An 18,421-nucleotide genomic window follows, 5' to 3' on the forward strand; every position below is an offset into this window, starting at 1 on the left:
TTTCGACGCGTCCGGTCGTGCGGACGCTCAGTCCACCATGAGTTCGCGGACCAGGGCCGGGATGCGCTCCCGGAACGGGAAGAACCCGCGGGACGCGTACGGCCACGCCGCGCTGTCCCACCGGCGTCGGACGGTGACGAGGGCGACACCCTCGGCGGCGAGCGCGGCCCGCAGCACCCCGAGCCGCTCGTGGACCGGCCCGATCGGTGCGTACGGGACGACCACGGTGTCGAGCTGCTCGGACTCCGCCCAGCGCAGGACCGTCGACGGCAGCGTGTCGGCCAGCACCTGCGCGGGGCGGCCGCTCGCGTCCAGCGTCCGTTCGGCTGTGTCGTCCAGGGCGGCTGCCGTGAAGGCCTCGACGACGTCCGAGACCGCGAACGGGGAGCGCGCGACGGGGTCTGCGGAGACCGCTGCCGCGATCGGGCGGTTGGGCAGCTGAGGGTGTTCGGCCAGCAGGCTCGACGCTTCGAGGTCCTCCTCGTGCAGTAGCAGTCCGACCCGGTCGCCGATCGTCCCCACGACGTCGTCGGACTCGATCGGCGTGCGCGGCGGCAACGGGTCCTCGGAGAGCGGCCGGGCGGTCGTCGCCAGGCCACTCGGGGAGAACCGGCCGTCGGTGTACCGCGCGATGTTGGACGCCGACGCCAGGTAGGTCTTGCCGGCGGTCTGCAGCCCGGCGACCCACCGCCACGACAGCGTGTTCGAGGCCGCGTCGCCGTCGAGCAGGTGGCGGTAGAAGAAGTCGGCGCCGAGCTGCCACGGCAGGCCGAGCGTGAAGACCCAGATGCTCGCGAACCACATGCGCGTGTGGTTGTGGAGGTAGCCCGTGTCGATGAGCTCCCGCGCCCAGGCGTCCATCGCGTCGATGCCGGTCCGGCCGTTGACCGCGTCGTCGTAGCCGGCCGGCAGGGTCCCGGTCGCGAACTCGTCGACATCTCGCCGGTAGCGGCGCCACACCTCGGGGTTCTGCTCGAGCCAGCCCTTCCAGTAGGTGCGCCAGAAGACCTCCTGCACGAACTTCTCGGCGGCGGGCAGGCTGTGGCGTTCGAGGACGGCTGCGACGACCTCGTGCTCGGTCACCAGGCGGTGGCGGACGTACGGCGAGAGGCCCGAGACGTTGTTGCGCGATGCGCCGAGGTCCGCGTTGCGGTCGCGGGCGTAGTCCCGGCCGGCGCGGGGGACGAAGTCGTCGAGGGCGTCGAGGCCGGCGGCTCTGGTGGGGATGAACACCTCCTGATCATGCAGGGGACCTCCGACGGTGCTGCGGGTCGGTAGCGCTTTACGAGTCCTGATCCTGAACTGGCGATCCACTGCTTCTCGCAGAGCTCTCCACCGCACGCTGGCATCGCCCTCCGACGCCGGGTAGTGGCCGCCAGGAACGCCGATCAGATGCCAGCCTCGCTGCCCGGCGATCCGGCGCGTGGTACCGGTGCCGACGACCTCATCAGACTCCGGCATGACCACGTCGGCAACAGTGCTCGTACGCCCCGGACCACAGTCATCGCAGGCTTCGATCTCGCCAGGCTCCCCGAATCGCTGGGTCGCCCAGGCAACGAACTCCGGGTCGTCCTCGTGTGATCGGAGGTGATCGCGCATCGCCAGGACAGGGGATGCAAGAACGCCACCAACGTCCAGCTCGCGCATCGCCTGGGCCGCGAGCCAGGCCCCGAAGCTCACGCCGAGGAACACGACCGCGCGGTACTCGTGCTCGCTGACCGCGTGGCGTACGGATCTGATGACGGCATCGACGGCGACCGCCCACCGTCGCCAGGGCGCGGTCTGCAGGTCGCTACCGAAGCCCCGCGATCCGGGGTAGTTCACGATCAGGACGTCGCGTCCCGCATCGATCACCTCACGGTAGAGCGCTCCGTACCTGAGGTCGTCCCACTCGTGGCTGTCAGGGCCGCCGTGCAGAGCGATCAACAGCTGGTCGTTCGACGCACCGCGCTTCGTGAGCATCAGGGAGGGCACGTCGAGCATCTCCACACACCGGACCGACAGATCGCTGCGCGGCGGAACAACACCGCGGATCTCTCGACCCTCGTGGTGCCAACGCGATCCGCAGGCGGTGCCGGTCTGTCGGACGACCGGCGCGGGGCCGCCAAGCCCGAACAGCTGCAGCGTCCCGGGGCGGCAGACGAGATTCACCCCGTCCCACTGCGCGTACCCGTGCACCGGGTGCAGACACGTCATCGTCCACCCGGTACTGGACGGCGTTGCTTCGATCGGACTCCATCCGGCGGGTGCGCACAGGCTGTGCTCACCCTCCCGGTCGACGAGAACGAACCGTCGATCGGTCTTGCTGTCGACCTCGACGACGAACCGGTCCCCTGCTGTGCCGGTCAGGCGGCCACTGCCGGAGCGCGCGCGAGTGTTCAGACCTTCCAGCCGCCATGCTCTCGCCTCGGCGATGACACATTGCCCTGTCGACCAGAGCGCGCGGACCTGGAGACCCGGCTCGAGGACCACAATCGTCTGGAGACCGTCGGGCGTCGTGACGTGGGTACGGCCATCCGGCCCCGCCGAGACCGCAGCGTAGACGCTCGTCGTCGACGGGACGAGATTGACGAATTCGTGTCCCGCTGTGAGCTGGAACCGGTCAGTCCGACCAACCGGTACGAGCGTCGGCCCATTGTCAGCACGCAGCAGCCCGACTTCGAGTTCTCCACCTCGGACGGTGGCGCAGTGGAGGATCCCAGTTCCCGTGATCGAGAACGTACCGGGCGGGATCGACTCCTTCCCGCGCACCACCCCCTGTTGGATCTCGTACAGACATCCGTCTTCCCTGTGGAATGCGAGAAGGCCGCTGCCCGACGCGGCCAACGGTGTGAGCAGGTCCTCGCCGCAGATGTCGTCAGGAGCGGACATGGTCACACGGCGTCTGCTTCCTGCACGGTTGATGGGGTTCGACGACGGAGCAGCAGCGGCATCACGAAGGCGTTGGCGATCGTCACCCCACCTGCCGTCACGGCCAGCCAGATCGGTCCGGCGGACTGCCAGAGCGGCCCGCCGACAGCGCCGCCGAGCGCGTCCCCGACGAGGAACGCGGTCTGCGAGATACCGAAGACGAAGCCCGCCGCGTTGCCCGGGATGACTGCGTACTGGATGGTCTCCTCGGCGATGACGGCGACCGAGACGAACGCGGCGCGAGCGATGAGCACCGCAGCGACCACGAACACCGATGATGAGAGCGCGAACGCCAGAGCGACAGCAAGTAGGCCCGCGGCGAGCTCGGTGACGAGGAACAGCGTGAATGGTCTGTCGCTGGTCTTGCGCTTTGCGAGGACCGCGGACGTCACGAGCTGCGCAACGCTCATCGTCGCCACGACGATGGCGGCGATGGAGCTCGTCGCGCCGGAGCGCGTCAAGTACAACGGGACGAACGGCGTGATCAGCGACACGTAGAACCCGGACATCACCCCGACGATCCCGAGCTTCGTTGCCAGCCCGAGCATCCCAGGCGCTCGTTCTTCCCTCGTCTGAGAAACCGTGGCGACCACCGGCCGGTCGTTCCGACCGACCACGAGCAACCACAGCGCTCCGAGGAGTACCAGCCCCGGCGCAACCAACAGCGCCGCGACGTTTCCCGTGTCCGCCTGACCGACGAGGGCGAACAGCCCGGCAGCTCCGATCGTCCCGGCGAACATGCCGATCTGGTTCCCGAAGTTGCGGCCGCCGACGATCGTCGAGACGTCGTTACCAGCCATCGTCGATCGAATCCACGGTCGGATGCCGACCAGAGCCAGCGATGCCCCGACACCCGCGACGACGGAGAAGCCGATCGCTGGAACGAGGTCGGTCATGACCCTGCCAGCGATGCCGATCGCGTACACCACCGTGCCGATCCGGACGGCGGTCAACCCACCGATGCGGTCAGCGAGCGCACCGAACGCAAAGGAGAATCCGCCAGCGATGGCCATCGCCGCGTAACCCGCCCCGAAGGCCACCAAGGCCCCTCGGTCGGCAAAGTGCAGGGGCTGCGCCACCTTCGACATCCACATGCCCGCGGCGAACAAGACCGAGAAGACCAGGAGCTGCGTCCGGAGTCCGGGCCGGTTCGCGCCGTCGCCAACGTCGCTCGGTTCGTTCGGAGAACCGTGGAGTCCGGCTGCTCCAACATCGCCTGCTCGAGGACAGCAAGGGCGTGACCTCTCCTCCCGATGCGATTCAGCGCCTCAGCCATGAGCGTCGCGTGCCGTTCGTGGTTCGCTGCGCCGAGCGGTTCGAAGGTGCTGAGCTGAGACAGAGCCGCTTCGCTGTCCCCGGCGAGGATGAGGTAGTACGACCTGTCAAGTGGGTACGACTGACGGTCCGGATCCAGCGTCGCCGCTTCCGCGTACGCCTCAGCAGCTCCCCCGTACTCATCGAGCTCCCCCCGGTACAGGCCGAGGAGGCCCCACGCCACCGGGAGAGTGTCGTCCAGCTCGAGAGCGTCCTCGACCGCGGCGACTGCGGCGGCAGGCCTACCCGCGGCTGCGAGGCATCGCGCGGCCTCCAGGTGGTACTCCGGCATGAAGGGGTCGACAGCGAGGAGCTGTTCGTACGCACGAATCGCCGCGTCCAGGTCACCCAGCTGGCGGTGACACTGAGCGAGGTTGTACATGAGCACCGATCGGTGGATCGCCACTTTCTCTGTGGTGTGTGTGAGACGTTCGATCCCGGATTCGAGGAGCGCGAGTGCCCTGTCGACCTCGCCCTGTCGGAACAGGATCAATGCGCGACCGTTACGATTGAACACGGACTCGAAAACGATGGCAGGATCGTCCTGATCCGAACTCGGGAGTTCAACGATCAGAGCGAAAGCGCGGTCCAGGTGATCCGCTGCTTTCTCCAGATCTCGGAGCCCGACTCGGTGATGGCGGGCATACAACATCGCAATCCCGTAAGAGGCTCTGATCTCATCGATCGGCCCGCCGTCCGCCGCCCAGCGACGATAGTAGAATTCGGCACTTTCGCTCTGACCAAGCATTGCATGGGCCAACGCCAAGAGATTCCACACCCGCGGAGACTGCTCCACAGCCAACAATTGCCGTCCGATGCCGATTGCCGTCCAGGCGTCGCCAGCATTCACGTAGTCGAACGCGGCGGCCCAGACTTCGGTCGGCTGCTCCGGCAGCCGCTCCAGCTGATGCAACAGGCGCGCTTCTCGCCCCTTTGGTACATGCTCCGTCACCCGAGCGGCACCGACACTCTCATCACATCCGAGACAGAGGCGCACTTCCCATCGCCCGACGGCTGCAGCAACGCGGAGGAACTCACGACTGGGCTCGTCGAGAAGATCGGCCCGATCGATGTGGATGCGCACGTCGCGGTGCTGTTCACAGACCCATCGCGCGATCTTGACGTACGACCGCAGCGCCCGTTGGCCCTGGAAGAACCGGATCTGCTCACTGGAAGTCGCGGAATCGGTGAGGCTCACGCTCTCCGACCGCACCCGTGCGGCGAGGACCTCGTCGAGGGGCCAGATGATCCGCAAGGCCTGTCGAAGGACGGGATCCTCGACGTCCGGTGTCAGCCCGTACGACTGCAGGACGGTCTTCACGACTTCGAAGGAAATCGTCGTGCTACGAGCGCCGAATCGCCGTTCCACATTGCCCCCATGGTTCGAGGTCAGAAGAGGGAGGGAGTCGCGGGACACGATTCCCTCCCTCTCTTCGACGATCGGGTCAGGCGACCTTGCCACCGTAGAGCACAGCGAAGTCGATCTTCTCTTCCTGCGGCTTTGCGACAGTCAGCTCCATGAGCATCTCCTACTCGTCTCGAACGGGAAAGGGATTTGTTCCCTCTCGGGAGCAAGGTAGAGCATTCCAAAGCTCGGCGCAACCTGTGTCAGGGACATTTCGTGAGGACCCTGCATCTCATCACACCTGTCGGTTATTCCGTTACTTGATAATAGCTCTTCAATAACGCCACCGATGTAATGGAGTCGACCGTTCAGGCCGATCAACGAACTAGTTCGGGTGATTAACTGCGGGCCAGGAAGTGGGATACACGGGTCTTCGCGTTGCGGTGCTCCCGCTACCGTTGCCCTCGTGATCGCACCGTCGCCGTCCGTACCCTCCTTCTGGGAAGCCCGCCGCCGTGAGTCCCCCGACCTGCCGGAAGCCGTCCCGCTCGCGTGGGCCTTCGGCGCGACGCCTGAGCACGCCGACGCCCTGCTCGACCTCGTGCTCCACGGGGTGAAGGACGGGACCGCGTCCTCGCTCTGGGACTACGAGGAGAGCAGCGACCCGCTGCCCGAGGTCGGCGAGCTCAGCGTCATCCTCGACGGCGCGGGGGAGCCCCGAACCGTGCTCGTGACCACGCGCATCGCGATCATCCCGTTCGATCAGGTCGACGCCGAGCACGCCCGTGCCGAGGGAGAGGGCGACCGGACCCTCGCGCACTGGCGGTCCTCGCACGAGCACTACTGGCGGGAGCACTCCGAGAACCCCCGCGGCTTCGCGCCAGACATGCCCATCATCTGCGAACGCTTCGAGCTGCTGTGGCCCAGATGAAGGTCCTGCCCGCGGACGCACCGGAGCGGGCGGAACTCGAGGCACAGGGGTGGACCGTCGTCGCCCGGTCGTTCGGCGCGCAGCTCGACGCGCATGCCGTCGATCAGCCTCGGTTGCAGGGCCTCGTTGCCCGGACGGCCGATGTCGGGTCGGTGCGCGAGTTCAGCGACGCCGACGTGGACGCCGTCCTGGCCCTCGACGCTCTGACGATCGGTGACTACCCGGGCAGCATCGCGACGCAGCACACGCCGCTCGACCGGCAGCGCGCGACGCCCTCGGAGTCGCGGCGGGCATTCGGCGTGGTCCTCGAGAGCGGAGAGCTGGTCGCGATGACGTTCGTCGACCTCGACGGAGCGGACGCCGAGACGGACTTCACGGTCGTGCACCCGGCCTGGCGCGGGCGGGGTCTCGGTGTCGCCGCCAAGGCGGCGTCGGTGCTGGCGCTGCTCGCCGACGGCGTCACGCGGTTCCGGACTGGAGGCTCGGCCGACAACGCCGCGATCCTGGCCGCCAACGACGTGATCGGCTACGTGCGCGACGAGGAGTGGGTGACGCTGGCGCCTGGCGGTCGCTAGGAACACCATTCGCCGCGAATGGCTTCTCGGCCGTCCGTACCGGTGCACGCCAGTCATTGCAGGAGCGACTGCACCGCGTTCCAGAGGTCCATCTGCTTCCCTCCCGAGAAGATGGCTCCGGCCTTCTTGAACCGGTAGGTCGTCGCGCCCGGCATCCCCGCTCCGAGCAAGTGCACGTGACCAACCAGGCGACCGTCCTCCGAACTCGTCACATCCCAGTCGGACCGCGAACCGTCAGGAGGGCCCTGAAGTACGACGAGGTAGCGATGGCCGCTGTCCGTCAGGACCTCGAACTGCTGCACCCGATCCAGGTCCGCGTCGCGATCCTGCTCTTCGCCTTGGACGGTCACCGACCGGATGTTCGCCTGCACACCAGAATTCTCTCGCTCCTCGCCGCTGACCAGCCGGTCGAACGTCGCTTCTCGCGGGATCGAGCATCCACGCGACGGAGGCGCCCGAAGCCGCCCCTGCTATAGCGTTCGTGAGATGGAAGGCCACAACCCACTGATTCCGCCGGTCTACGACATCGTCTGGTCCGTTGTCGCAGCGGCGACCGTCGTGTTGATCGTCATTGCCATCGTCTCGCTCAGCCGGAGGGCTTCACAGCTGTCGCCCGTGCTCGCTCTGGCTTGGGCGGCGCTCATCCTTGTGGTACCCGTCCTCGGGCCAGTTGCATGGCTCGCTGTCGGGCGCAGAACGACCCCGCGCACGCGACTGCCTCGATAGCCGATCTGCTGTTCGGACTTCATCGAGTGACGCTCAGGTAAGGCCACCTCTTTCGAGCCCCACACACGTCTGTTTCAACGTCGACGCACGAACGCGTCGCTCCAGGCTCTTTGCGGCCGGACCTGCCGATAGTAGGCGTAAGGCGCTATAGTTGACTTCGCAGACCCCCTCCGCGCACGCGGGCCAAGGGGGTCTAGCTGTGTCCGGAGTCAGATCTGCTGCGGCCCGCGGGCGGGATCCCGCTCGGCAAGGTAATTCTCGTACCACTGCTGGGCAAACTGGTTGCTGGCGTGCTGATCGAGGTACGCGTTTGCGCTCCATGCGACCAGATCGGCCATCTGCTCCAGCTGCGACTGTTGCGAGTCAAGGTGGATCGCGTCCTCGATGACGCGGCGCTTGTCCAGCTTGAGCGATCGGTGCGTCGATCGGTATGTGGGGTCCGACCCATCGCCATCCATGAAGATCATGGCCAACGAGTTCGACTGCTCGAGCTCGTGCTCCACACGGGAAACCAAAGCCGAGTAGGCCTGCTGCCGTGTCTGCGCGAACTCTCCCGGGAGACCGTTCCGGTAGACGGCGCCGACGCGCAAGCCCTGCGTGCAGCGCAGGGTCTCGAGGCACTCTTCCGCGACCTCGCGCCCAAAGTCTTTCCAGTAGTCCACGCCGTTGTGTCTGTGTCGCTCTGGGAACTTCCGCGAGATCCTGCCACGGCCGTTGACGTAGTCGACCGTGTGCAGCTCTTGAGTGACCGGGATCCCCGACTCACGCCACAGCCGCTTCCGCAGATCGAGCCAGTCCCGCAGAACCCCTGCCCACCGGTCTGGAGCGAACTCGATCCACCCGTAGACGACCAGTCCCGACTGCGGCCTCCCCGAGTCGTCGACGTAGATGAGGCGATCAAGTCCGGGCACCGCCCCATTCTTGCAACCTTCCGGCCCGGGCCGGGACGGCCCCGGCGCGCTTCCAGAGACGGTTGATAGCGGCCGTCGTCGACGCGTCAGTTCAGCAGCGGCTGGCCCTCGTCGCGCAACTTCCGGATCCAGTAGGCCTCTCGCTCGTATGCATCGCGTCGATGCCCTGTGAGCTCCTCGAGGAGAACGATTTGCGGTTCGAGGTGGTTCGACAGTAGCCCCCGCACCCAGGTTCCCTTTCGCGTGTTCCCGGACTTTCGTACGTGATCCTGCCGTCGGTTCGCAAGGGTGTTCGCGGTTTGCCCGACGTAGTAGGGCACGCCGTTCGTGGGATCTACGAGTGCGTACACTCGGTAGGTTTTGCGTTCATCGGAGGACAGGGGCATGGGCGGTCAAGGCCTTCCAAAGCGGGGTGGCGTTCAGCAGCTCACCAGCACGGCATCATCCGCTACTGTCACGGATGCGTCTACGGCTCAGGGGTGGAAGCTGGGTTGGTGGTCACTTGTGGCGTGTCAATCACCTTTCAACAGTGTCACCAGCAGGGTGGTGCCGACCGCGGTTCGTCGCGAAGCTCGATCACGGGCAAGTACGTGACGTCCAAGTACGCGAAGTCGCACCCCAGCACCACGCAGACCTCGCATAAGAAGAGCAAGCGACAATCGCCGCGAAACGGTGACTCACTGGCGGGGATCCGGGAAACCGGGTTTCCGCCAGTGCTCTATGCAGGCATGGTCAGACGGCGTGCTGCGGTGTCTCAATAAGCGATCGGCTAGCGAGACCGCCGGAGCTTCGGCGAACGGCGACAAGATGTTCGACCAACTCAAGTGACGCGCACCCTCGGGGAGCATTGCGAGCCCACGTCGGCGACAGGCCTCTGCACGGACCGCGAGCGCACAGCCCTAGCCGCTTACCCCGTCGTAGACCCCGATCAGCCGGTCGAGGAAGGTCTGGACCGTCGCACGCTCCGCGGGGTCCAGGTCGTCGACGATGCACTCGATGCCCTCGATTAGCGGCAGCACGAGGTCGTACGCACGGTCCGAAGAGCGCTCCGCCGCCGTGACGACGAGCTTGCGTCCGTCGCTCGGGTGCCGCTCTCGCCGGACGTGCCCGGCGCCCTCGAGCCGATTCAAGACGAGCGTCATCGCGGCGGTCGAGATCTCGAGCCGACGCGCGAGCTCGGTCGGGGTGGCCGGCCCGGTCGCGACGAGGTGGTCCATCGCCTCGAGCCCCGCAGCGTCGACCGACAGTGCCGCGGCGAGGTGCCGCTCGAAGCGCTGCTGCCGGACACTGACCTGCTGCACGCGGGACCGGATGTCGTCGTCGGGGAGTGATCGCCCGTCGCGTCGCGCCGTCGCCCGGTCGTGGCGGTCCTGCCGGTCGTCGGAGCGATCGGTCGCTGGGTGCTGGTCGTCGTTCGGCACGTCACCATGGTAGTCGTGTACATTGCCAATCTCATTGGTAATCAACGATGTGAGGGACAATGACCGATCACACCCGCGGCCGCGTGCTCATCTCCGGCGCGAGCATCGCCGGCCCGGCGCTCGCCCACTGGCTCCACCGCTTCTCGTTCGAGACGGTCGTCGTCGAGCGGGCGCCGTCCCTCCGCACCGGCGGGCAAAACGTCGACGTGCGCGGAGCCGGGCGTGAGGTCGCGCGCCGGATGGGCATCGAGGACGACATCCGCGCCGCCACGACGGGCGAGGTCGGCACCCGGTTCATCGGTCCGAGCGGCCGGACGATCGCGGCGTTCCCGGCGGGGACCTCGGACTCCGGCGGGGCCACCGCCGAGCTCGAGGTCCTGCGCGGTGACCTCGCGCGGCTCCTCGTCGACGGGACGTCCGACGCCACCGAGTACCGCTACGGTGACCGGATCACCCGCATCGACCAGGACGACAACGGCGTGACCGTGGGGTTCGAGCACGGCCCGGACGACCGGTTCGATCTGGTGGTCGCGGCGGACGGCATCGGCTCGAGCACCCGTCGGCTGGTGTTCGGCGACGAGCCGGAGATCCGTTCGCTCGGGCTCGAGACGACGTACGGCACGATCCCCCGGACCGCGGCGGACGACGACTGGTGGCGCTGGTACAACGCACCGGGTGGCCGGTCGATCACCCTCCGCCCCGACCAGCACGGGACCATCCGCGCGGCGATGTCGGTCGTGACGGACCGGCAGCGGGAGCGAGCCGGTTCCGAGCGCGGCGACCTCGATGCGGTGCGCAGCCGCCTGCACGCGGTGTTCGGCGACGCCGGGTGGGAGGCGGAGCGGGTCCTCGCGGGGTTCGACCACTCCGAGGACCTCTACTCCGAGGCGATCGGACAGGTCCACGCCCCGCGCTGGTCGGACGGCCGGGTGGTGCTCGTCGGGGACGCCGCGTACTGCGCGTCGCCGGTGAGCGGGATGGGCACGAGCCTCTCGCTCACCGGCGCCTACGTCCTCGCCGGGGAACTCGCCGCCCACGTCCACCACCGCGACGCCCTGCGCGCATACGAGCGCATCATGCGCCCGTACGTCGCGAAGGCGCAGCAGCTGCCGCCGGGCACACCGCGGATCGCGAACCCGAGGTCCCGGCTCGGGATCGCGGCCTTCGGCACCGCCGTCCGCGTGGCGTCGCTGCCCCTCGTCGGGCGCCTCGGCGCCCGCTTCGCCACCCCGCCGGCCGAGGCAATCGACCTGCCGGACTACGCGCACCTGGAGTGAACAGCCGTCCAGCACGACCAACGATGCTCAACGAAGAGTTCGTGGCCTATCCGGCGACGAGTGCGTTGAACGCGTTCGGAAGCGCTTCAGGGTGCTGCGCGATGCGCCTCGCGGAACCAGATCGTGCTCGCTAAATGCTCGCACGGCAGGTGACGTATTGGCCCGCGCCGTCGCAGTGCTGGGCCTACCGCAATGCATTCGGAGGGGCGTCGGGCGTCGCGGTATGCCCTGGTGGTGTCCTCTCTAGAACGTGCAGGTTGAGGTGAGTTCTAGGCCCCAAGCGCCGGTAATGCTCGCAGTCGGAGTCTCAATAGGCGATCGGCTACCGAGCCATCCATCGCGCCGATTCGAAGTAGAGAGCATGCCCAGCGGTGACTAGCCATTGGTCGAGAGGCGTCAACGTATGCTCAGCTCATGACCGTCCGGCGCGGTCTCGACTTCGTCGGCGTCACGGAGCCCAAGAGCGAGCGGAAGAATGACGGCACCGGTCCGGACGGACGCTGGGCAGTACCAATCCGCCGCGTCTTCCCATGGTGGTATGTCGCTGGCGCAGTCGTGTCAGTTGGTGTTCTGATCCTGCTCAACCCCGACGGTAACCAAGCGATGGTCACTTTCTGGGGCCCGACGATCGGCATCGCCATCCGCGATCGCGAAAAGGCGGCACGCGCGCGGTTGGATCAGGGCCTCCCGGCCGATCGAGCATCACTGCTCTCACCACGATGGCTCGAACCGGTCTGTGCGGCACTACTATCCGTGTTCGCGGTCGGTGGCGGCCTGCTGCTTGACGCACTGTTTGGCAACAGAACGTTCGTCACGGTCTGGGTTGGCACGGCCTTGTTAGCAGGCAGCGTCCTCGGATTCCTCCTGCTGCTCGTCGTCCTCCGCACGCGACGCCAGCGGGGGCGGACCGCCGCTCCATGACGAACCCCCAAACGTTGTCCCGGCTACCGATCGCCCAACGGACGCCGGCGCGAGCTAGGTTGGCGCAATGGACGTCTTGAGCGCAAAGGTTCTGGGTTCGATCGCGCTCGCCTTCGGTCTGGTGTTCGTCGCGACGTCGATCATTCGCCTCACTCGGCCCGACCTCGACGTGCTCTTGGTGATCTTGAACACCGTGCTCGGCCTCTTCTGGCTCGGCGCTGGCGCCTGGTTGTGGCGCTTCGCGCTTCGGAAGGCGAAGCGCGGCCGGTAGAGGATCGGTCAACGGACTCGGCTCTGGCCGTTGTGACTGATCGCGCGGATGATGTGCAACGTGCTCTCGATTCGACCGCGATCCAATGATGACTGCCATCTGATCGTGTCGTGGGTGCCGGACGCCGAGGCGCTGTACCTCTTCGCCGGCCCTCGCCTGCGCTGGCCTCTGACCCTCGACCAGCTCACGGTGGACGAACAGAGCCCTGAACGAACGGCTTGGGTGGCCGTTGACGCGGGTCCGGAACCGATCGGCCAGTTCGAACTCACGATGCACGATGGCCATGCTCACCTCGGACGGGTTCTGCTCGACCCCGCCGTGCGGGGCCGCGGCTTGGCCCATGACTTGGTGCGGCTCGCCGTCGCCCGAGCTCATGCACTCGGTGCGACCTCGATCGGCCTCAACGTCGTGGCGGGCAACCGTCCAGCCGTACGGACATACGAACGCGCGGGCTTCGTCGAGACCGGTCGACAGGACGATGTCGGGACTCTCGCGATGACGTTGAACCTGGCGACCCATGTCCGATAGCCGATCGGTCATCGGACAGCACACAGGAGCAAGAAGAAGCGCCGACGACGCCGGCGACTCACTGCGTCAAGCCTCGGGTGACGCCACCAAGGTGACGGAACCGTCTTGCCAGCCCCCTCCAGATTCCAACCCCGGGTTCAAGGGGTCTGGCTCTATTGGGTCCGAATGCCTCGGGCAGCATAGGAGCGGCGCACACCGCCGCGGCACGACCGCGTCCAGGGTCGTTGTAGGTGCGTAGGAACGCACTGTCGGACCGCGTAACTAGGGTGGGACCGTGGCCGACGTCTACTCCTTCACTGAGATGCAGATACTCGAAACCCTGGGCCGGCTAATCACAGTAAGCGACAGCCAAAGCCCGCCACGTTCTGTCGCTGCGCAGCACGGAACCGTGCCAGACGCGTCCCCCGGGCAGCACGAACAGGCTCGCGCTCACATCACCGAACTCAAAGCGCGCGGCTTCCTTGTTGCAAGCGACCGATACACCGGAGGCTTCTACGTCACCGACAGCGGTCGTGCAGCGTGGGCGTCGCTCGATGCGCTCAGATCAAACTCTGTAGCCCGGCGCAAGCAGATGCGCAACGAGTACCTCGCGTGGATCTACGCGCAGATTGAAGAGGGCAACGGTCACTCCCCTGTCTCGTCGAACTTCCTCTCCTCAGGCGCGTCGTTCTACGGCGCCGCCTACACCGAGGATGACCTAGGACGAGTCGGTGCGTGGCTAGAAGAGAACGGCTTCATCCGCGGGGCCGGCTCGTGGGCGAACAGTGGCCCGATCCGACCTGACATCACAGCGAAGGGCAGCCGGTACGTAGAGGAAGGTATCGACGTGCACACATCGCCGCAGGCACTTCATGGAGGAGGGGTAAGCCCGCAGTACCACGTCACTGTGTCTGGCAGTGGCACAGCCAACATCGCCCAAGGCAGCCACCACGTGTCGCAGACCTCCAACGTGGGATGGCAGGGCGACGCTCTCGCGCTCATCGAGACGATCAACGCACGGTTGCAGCAGGTCCAGAACGCCCCGGAGTTTGAGGAACTTCGGACGGCTGTTGCGGAACTTCACGATGCCGCGAACAGCAACGCTGAGCCTGGCGTTGTACGGCGTATTGCGGGCAAGATCGTAGCCGCACTCACCACCGCTGCAGGCGCTCAGCTGGGCACCGAACTGGTGCAACAGTCGGTCGAGTTTCTGACTTCGCTACCGTAGGCGGAACTCGAAGGGCTGTCCCGACGCAACAGCGGCGGCGTACTTGTCGAGATCAGCGTCGCCTAGCTCGACGCCGGCGGGTAGGGCCTGAGCTGCATCTGCACGGACGACTTCGTACGGCAGACCGGTGTGAGTACGACGGAAATTCTCATCTGCCGCTTCGAACTTCGCGGTGATCTCCTTGAAGAGCTTCCGCATGCCTCGTTCGCTGAACTGAAACTCACTCATGGCGAACCCCTCCGGCAGCGCAACGATGCGCCGAGCCCGCATCTTACGCCGCAGCCGCAAGCCTCCTGACTCGTGATCTAGGAGCCGGAGGCCGCAGCGTCCATCTCAGCATGGGCGTTGTCAATCTGTTTTTGGAAGGAAGGCGCCCAGCGCGTAAGAGACGGGAGCTCCTCCCACCGAACGACGAGCGTGAGGCCAGCCTTCTGCCGCTTCCCGACGGCCTGAACCTCAGGACGCACGACGTACGGAATCGCCAACGTGTCGAAGTGCGCGCTCAGCTCGGGGATGCCAGCTCCCCACGCTTGGGAATCTCGCTGATCACGCCAGATACAGAAGCCGACGTCCGGCTCGAACCACATGGCGTTGCGCATGTTCAAGGTGCCGATGAGCTTGCGCTGAGCGGTTCGCTCTTCCTGAGTGAGGACCACATCGACACGGTAGGGCACAGCCGACCCCAGAACCTCGGTACGGGTTTCCCCTGACGGCCGCGTCGACGACGGCGGAACTATGGATGCCGGAGCGCGTCTCGATAGTCGGCCGTAGAGCCCGGCTGTCGCTCGTTACCCCTCTTCGGACTTGAGCGCCGCACGATGCTCAGCCAGAGCCTCACGGACTTCCTGACCGATGGCAGCACTAAGGGCCTTGACCATCGCCTGATCACGCACGCTCAGCGACTTGTACTGATTCAGCGGCTTGGTTTCGTCATCACGCTTCCCGAATGCCATGGATCGACCGTAGCCCGGAACGGTGCGCGGGAGTCTCGATAGGCGATCGGCTGTCCGACGCAGGCCCCGGTCTACGCTGGATGCCATGACGAGGCAAGACCCAGGGAAGTCGACGGATGAGATGAGTCGGTCAGGCTCAGTGGCGATGGTCGTGTTCGGAGTGATTTCGCTTGGAGTCGCTCTTCTGTTTGTGACTACCGCGAGCCCGTTTGAGCCGGCCGGCCGCAGTCAACTTCCTGCAATTGTCCTCGCAGGCGTCGCTGCCTTGGCTGGGATTGTATGCATCGTGCTCGGGGTCCGACAGCTCGTACGCCTCCGGGGCACACGCTGAAGCACAACGAGCCGCGCGACCAATAGTCGACCCAAAGCGGAACTTCACTTCCACGTATCGGATGACGATCGTTCAGCGGTCGGCGGTGAACGGCGACCAGGCGAGCGACGGAAAGGCCGCGCGAAGTTGGCTGATTGACGCGGCAGAGTCTGATGCATATGGGAACGGTTCGTAGCTAGCGAAACCAGCGTCGACCATGTCGTGTTGCGACAGCCGCACCGCTGACTCGTCGAACGGACCGGCCCTAAACATCACGTCTTCGCTACCGATCCGCCGAAGCAAGGCGACGACTCTCTCAAAGGTCACGGAGTAGAGCCGCTTGTGACGGTCGCGGTCTGACACCACCCAGATCATCGCCGGCTCAGCGTCCGACGTGGGGTAGAAGTCAAAGACGAACGAATGGATGAAAATCGTGACGAGCTCTTTCACCGTCAACTGCGTCTGCTGCTTCGACGCCATGTCGTAGTACTCCCAGAAAGACCACCGGTCGTAGATCTTCGGCACCCGTCCAGTGAGCGGGTGCACGCCGCAAGAGACTCGCTCTGCGGGCAGGTTCGACGACGTCTTCGCAGCCTCGATCAGACGCCGGATTGCGAACATCCCGTTCATCAGGTCGCGCTCGACAAGGAACGACGTTCGTTCACTCCATCGAGCCGAGCCCGCACGCTTCTCGAGTGCCGCCGCGGTCTTCCAGAGATGCTCACGCCACGGCACGGAGTCCGAAATCATGCGCGCAGTCTTTCAGACGGACGACTCGTGGAGCCCGTGCGAAGGATGTCCGATAGCCGGTGCTCCAGTCGACTGACGAGTGCCCAAAGACGACGCCGACTCCTACCGCCCTGCGTCGAGACCAACTCTGTCTCACATGGGTGGTCCGCGAACTTTCGCAAATTACCCCCGCCTTACGGGCGCCTCGGGACCAACGAAGGCTCAGTCGCGCTGCGGTCGGCTCAACCCGTTCGCGCTGCCAAACAACGTGTCCATCTCCGTATTTCAGACACGTTGAGTGGCAGTCGGACAAGTGAGCTGGCGGACGACAGCGACCTACTGCGGCATGTCCACGAACCGAGAGAACATCCCGTGGAACGCCACCGTGATGGTGTCGGTCGGCCCGTTGCGGTGCTTGGCGACGATGAGGTCCGCCTCACCCTGCCGCGGGTTGTCCTTCTCGTACGCCGACTCACGGTGCAACAGGATGACCATGTCGGCGTCCTGCTCGATGGACCCGGACTCTCGCAGGTCGGAGATCATCGGCTTCTTGTCGGCACGCTGCTCGGGCCCACGGTTCAGCTGGGACAGGGCGATGACGGGGACCTGGAGCTCCTTCGCCATGAGCTTGAGTGCACGCGAGAACTCCGAGACCTCCTGCTGGCGGCTCTCGACCTTCTTGCCCGAGGTCATCAGCTGCAGGTAGTCGATGACGACGAGCTTCAGGTTGTGCTGCTGCTTGAGCCGACGGCACTTCGCGCGGATCTCGACCAGCGTCATGTTGGGGGAGTCGTCGATGAAGAAGGGGGCGTCGTTGATGCGGCCGCGGGTCTGCGCGATGGTGGTCCAGTCGCGGGAGTCCACGGTGCCCTTGCGCATGTTCTGCAGCGGCACGCTGGTCTCGGCGGAGAGCAGACGCATCGCGATCTCGGCGCGACCCATCTCGAGCGAGAAGAAGGCGGCCGTCTGGTTGTGCTTCAGGGCGGCGGCGCGGCACAGGTCGAGCGCGAGCGTCGACTTGCCGAGTGCGGGTCGGGCGGCGACGATGATCAGCTGTCCGGGGTGGAAGCCGTTCGTCAGGCCGTCGAGCTGGGCGAACCCGGTCGGCACGCCGGTCATCTGGCCGTCGCGGCCCTTGGCGGCCTCGATCTCGTCGATGGCGGCGGAGATGGCCTCGGTCAGGGGGACGTAGTCCTCGGTCTGCACGCCGCCGGCGACGTTGTAGACCTCGGCCTGCGCGCTGTTGACGAGGTCGGTGACCTCACCCTCCGACGCGTAGCCCATCTGCACGATGCGGGTACCGGCGTCGACCAGGCGACGCAGGACGGCCTTCTCGGCGACGATCGCGGCGTAGTACCCGGCGTTGGCCGCGGTCGGCACCAGGCTCGTCATGCTGTGCAGGTACTCGGCGCCGCCGGCACGGGACAGCAGCCCGGTCTTGGTCAGCTCGTCGGTGACGGCGATGACGTCCGTCGGCTCACCGTGGGAGTACAGCGACAGCATCGCGTCGAAGATGACCTCGTGCTTGGGGATGTAGAAGTCCACGCCGCGGGCGGTCTCGATGACGTCGGCGACGGCGTCCTTCGACAGCAGCATGCCGCCGATGGTCGACTGTTCCGCCAGCAGGTCGTGTGGCGGAGTGCGCTCCATGCCACCGCGCTCCGAGTACGTCTGCGGTGCCGGGTCCAGATGCGCGATCGACACACGTGCTCCTCTTGTTGTCCGTACGGGCCGCCCCCGCACGCCAGTCCTACCCCGAGCAACCGACATCCCCCGGTCGCGCGCTCACCGTACGGGGTGCAAGTTATCCCCACAAAGTGCCCCTGTGGACAACTCTGTGGAGGACTCGCGGAACACGCCGGGAAAGCCGTGTGGAGAACTGTGGACAGACATGTGGAAAGAGGGGCAAAAGAACATACGTTCGACCGCTTGACCTGGGCTTTTGGTTTCCACACTGTGTGTGGACAACCGTGCTTCAATGTGCGCTTGAAGGTTCCCGATTTGACGTCGTCACGGTGGGAAACGACTTGACAAACGGGTTCCTGAGCGGAGTGCTCCCGGCTGGCTCCCAGGGAGCCCAGCCGGCCGCGGA

The 18,421-nt window shown here is 66.1% G+C and carries 20 protein-coding genes; 8 read left to right on the forward strand and 12 right to left on the reverse strand.

The genetic code is table 11. The features are described 5' to 3' along the window. Positions 1-27 precede the first annotated feature (27 nt). From BIU98_RS19910 to BIU98_RS15240, 3 genes are read right to left on the reverse strand one after another with little or no spacing between them, the layout of a single operon-like run. Positions 28-2,871: an FAD-binding domain-containing protein gene (locus BIU98_RS19910; protein WP_254787990.1), complete on the reverse strand. Its 2,844-nt coding sequence runs from the start codon at positions 2,869-2,871 to the stop codon at positions 28-30. A gap of 2 nt (positions 2,872-2,873) precedes the next feature. Continuing rightward, entirely contained in the window at positions 2,874-3,806 is a 933-nt protein-coding gene (locus BIU98_RS15235) for a hypothetical protein (RefSeq protein ID WP_175481387.1), read from the reverse strand. A 53-nt stretch (positions 3,807-3,859) separates the two neighbouring features. After that, positions 3,860-5,641 carry a tetratricopeptide repeat protein gene (locus tag BIU98_RS15240; RefSeq protein WP_139200778.1) on the reverse strand — a complete coding sequence of 594 codons (1,782 nt, stop codon included), beginning with the start codon at positions 5,639-5,641 and terminating at the stop codon, positions 3,860-3,862. 397 nt (positions 5,642-6,038) lie between these two features. On the opposite strand from BIU98_RS15240, the gene BIU98_RS15245 reads away from it, so the two are divergent. Together BIU98_RS15245 and BIU98_RS15250 are read left to right on the forward strand one after the other, a co-directional pair. Next, positions 6,039-6,500, forward strand: a complete 462-nt coding sequence (locus BIU98_RS15245) for an ASCH domain-containing protein (protein WP_071279170.1) — start codon at positions 6,039-6,041, stop codon at positions 6,498-6,500. Further along, positions 6,497-7,075, forward strand: coding sequence for a GNAT family N-acetyltransferase (locus BIU98_RS15250; protein WP_071279168.1), 579 nt, complete (start codon positions 6,497-6,499; stop codon positions 7,073-7,075). The genes BIU98_RS15245 and BIU98_RS15250 overlap by 4 nt, the downstream gene beginning before the upstream one ends. Before the next feature lie 53 nt (positions 7,076-7,128). Here the strand turns inward: BIU98_RS15250 and BIU98_RS15255 are convergent, their stop codons facing one another. Further along, a complete protein-coding gene (locus BIU98_RS15255; RefSeq protein ID WP_071278452.1) occupies positions 7,129-7,446 on the reverse strand; it encodes a hypothetical protein in 318 nt (105 codons plus the stop codon). A gap of 115 nt (positions 7,447-7,561) precedes the next feature. On the opposite strand from BIU98_RS15255, the gene BIU98_RS18630 reads away from it, so the two are divergent. Further along, positions 7,562-7,801: a PLDc N-terminal domain-containing protein gene (locus tag BIU98_RS18630; protein ID WP_083393308.1), complete on the forward strand. Its 240-nt coding sequence runs from the start codon at positions 7,562-7,564 to the stop codon at positions 7,799-7,801. A 209-nt stretch (positions 7,802-8,010) separates the two neighbouring features. Here BIU98_RS18630 and BIU98_RS15260 read toward each other — a convergent pair whose 3' ends face one another. The 3 genes from BIU98_RS15260 to BIU98_RS15265 form a co-directional block, all read right to left on the reverse strand. Next, positions 8,011-8,712: a DUF3800 domain-containing protein gene (locus BIU98_RS15260; protein ID WP_071278454.1), complete on the reverse strand. Its 702-nt coding sequence runs from the start codon at positions 8,710-8,712 to the stop codon at positions 8,011-8,013. Between the two features lie 86 nt (positions 8,713-8,798). Further along, positions 8,799-9,098 (reverse strand): GIY-YIG nuclease family protein, encoded by a 300-nt coding sequence (locus BIU98_RS20090; RefSeq protein ID WP_083393309.1) that lies wholly within the window; start codon positions 9,096-9,098, stop codon positions 8,799-8,801. Positions 9,099-9,611: 513 nt separating this feature from the next. Next, complete coding sequence (locus tag BIU98_RS15265; protein WP_083393310.1) at positions 9,612-10,133, reverse strand: MarR family winged helix-turn-helix transcriptional regulator; 522 nt, start codon at positions 10,131-10,133, stop codon at positions 9,612-9,614. A gap of 59 nt (positions 10,134-10,192) precedes the next feature. On the opposite strand from BIU98_RS15265, the gene BIU98_RS15270 reads away from it, so the two are divergent. The 5 genes from BIU98_RS15270 (at position 10,193) to BIU98_RS15285 (ending at position 14,337) form a co-directional block, all read left to right on the forward strand. Beyond that, entirely contained in the window at positions 10,193-11,410 is a 1,218-nt protein-coding gene (locus BIU98_RS15270; protein ID WP_071278456.1) for an FAD-dependent monooxygenase, read from the forward strand. Between the two features lie 414 nt (positions 11,411-11,824). After that, positions 11,825-12,331: a hypothetical protein gene (locus tag BIU98_RS19090; RefSeq protein ID WP_139200780.1), complete on the forward strand. Its 507-nt coding sequence runs from the start codon at positions 11,825-11,827 to the stop codon at positions 12,329-12,331. 67 nt (positions 12,332-12,398) lie between these two features. Continuing rightward, the gene (locus BIU98_RS15275) at positions 12,399-12,602 is read left to right on the forward strand and encodes a hypothetical protein (protein ID WP_071278458.1); all 204 of its coding nucleotides are present in this window, start codon (positions 12,399-12,401) and stop codon (positions 12,600-12,602) included. A gap of 51 nt (positions 12,603-12,653) precedes the next feature. Further along, a complete protein-coding gene (locus tag BIU98_RS15280) occupies positions 12,654-13,130 on the forward strand; it encodes a GNAT family N-acetyltransferase (RefSeq protein ID WP_302847988.1) in 477 nt (158 codons plus the stop codon). Positions 13,131-13,404: 274 nt separating this feature from the next. Further along, positions 13,405-14,337, forward strand: coding sequence for a hypothetical protein (locus BIU98_RS15285; protein WP_071278462.1), 933 nt, complete (start codon positions 13,405-13,407; stop codon positions 14,335-14,337). Here the strand turns inward: BIU98_RS15285 and BIU98_RS15290 are convergent. The 5 genes from BIU98_RS15290 to dnaB form a co-directional block, all read right to left on the reverse strand. Then, a complete protein-coding gene (locus BIU98_RS15290; RefSeq protein ID WP_139200781.1) occupies positions 14,329-14,565 on the reverse strand; it encodes a hypothetical protein in 237 nt (78 codons plus the stop codon). The genes BIU98_RS15285 and BIU98_RS15290 overlap by 9 nt on opposite strands. 77 nt (positions 14,566-14,642) lie before the next feature. Beyond that, positions 14,643-14,993: a hypothetical protein gene (locus BIU98_RS15295; protein WP_139200782.1), complete on the reverse strand. Its 351-nt coding sequence runs from the start codon at positions 14,991-14,993 to the stop codon at positions 14,643-14,645. Positions 14,994-15,125: 132 nt separating this feature from the next. Next, entirely contained in the window at positions 15,126-15,290 is a 165-nt protein-coding gene (locus BIU98_RS19585; RefSeq protein WP_175481389.1) for a hypothetical protein, read from the reverse strand. 403 nt (positions 15,291-15,693) lie between these two features. Further along, on the reverse strand, positions 15,694-16,350 hold the full coding sequence (locus tag BIU98_RS15300) for a hypothetical protein (RefSeq protein WP_071278468.1): 657 nt from the start codon (positions 16,348-16,350) through the stop codon (positions 15,694-15,696). Between the two features lie 315 nt (positions 16,351-16,665). Further along, positions 16,666-17,979, reverse strand: coding sequence for a replicative DNA helicase (gene dnaB / locus BIU98_RS15305; RefSeq protein WP_139200805.1), 1,314 nt, complete (start codon positions 17,977-17,979; stop codon positions 16,666-16,668). Positions 17,980-18,421: the final 442 nt, after the last annotated feature.

Origin of the sequence: Curtobacterium sp. MMLR14_010 (genome assembly GCF_001865015.1) — a bacterium.
Taxonomy (GTDB): Bacteria; Actinomycetota; Actinomycetes; order Actinomycetales; family Microbacteriaceae; genus Curtobacterium.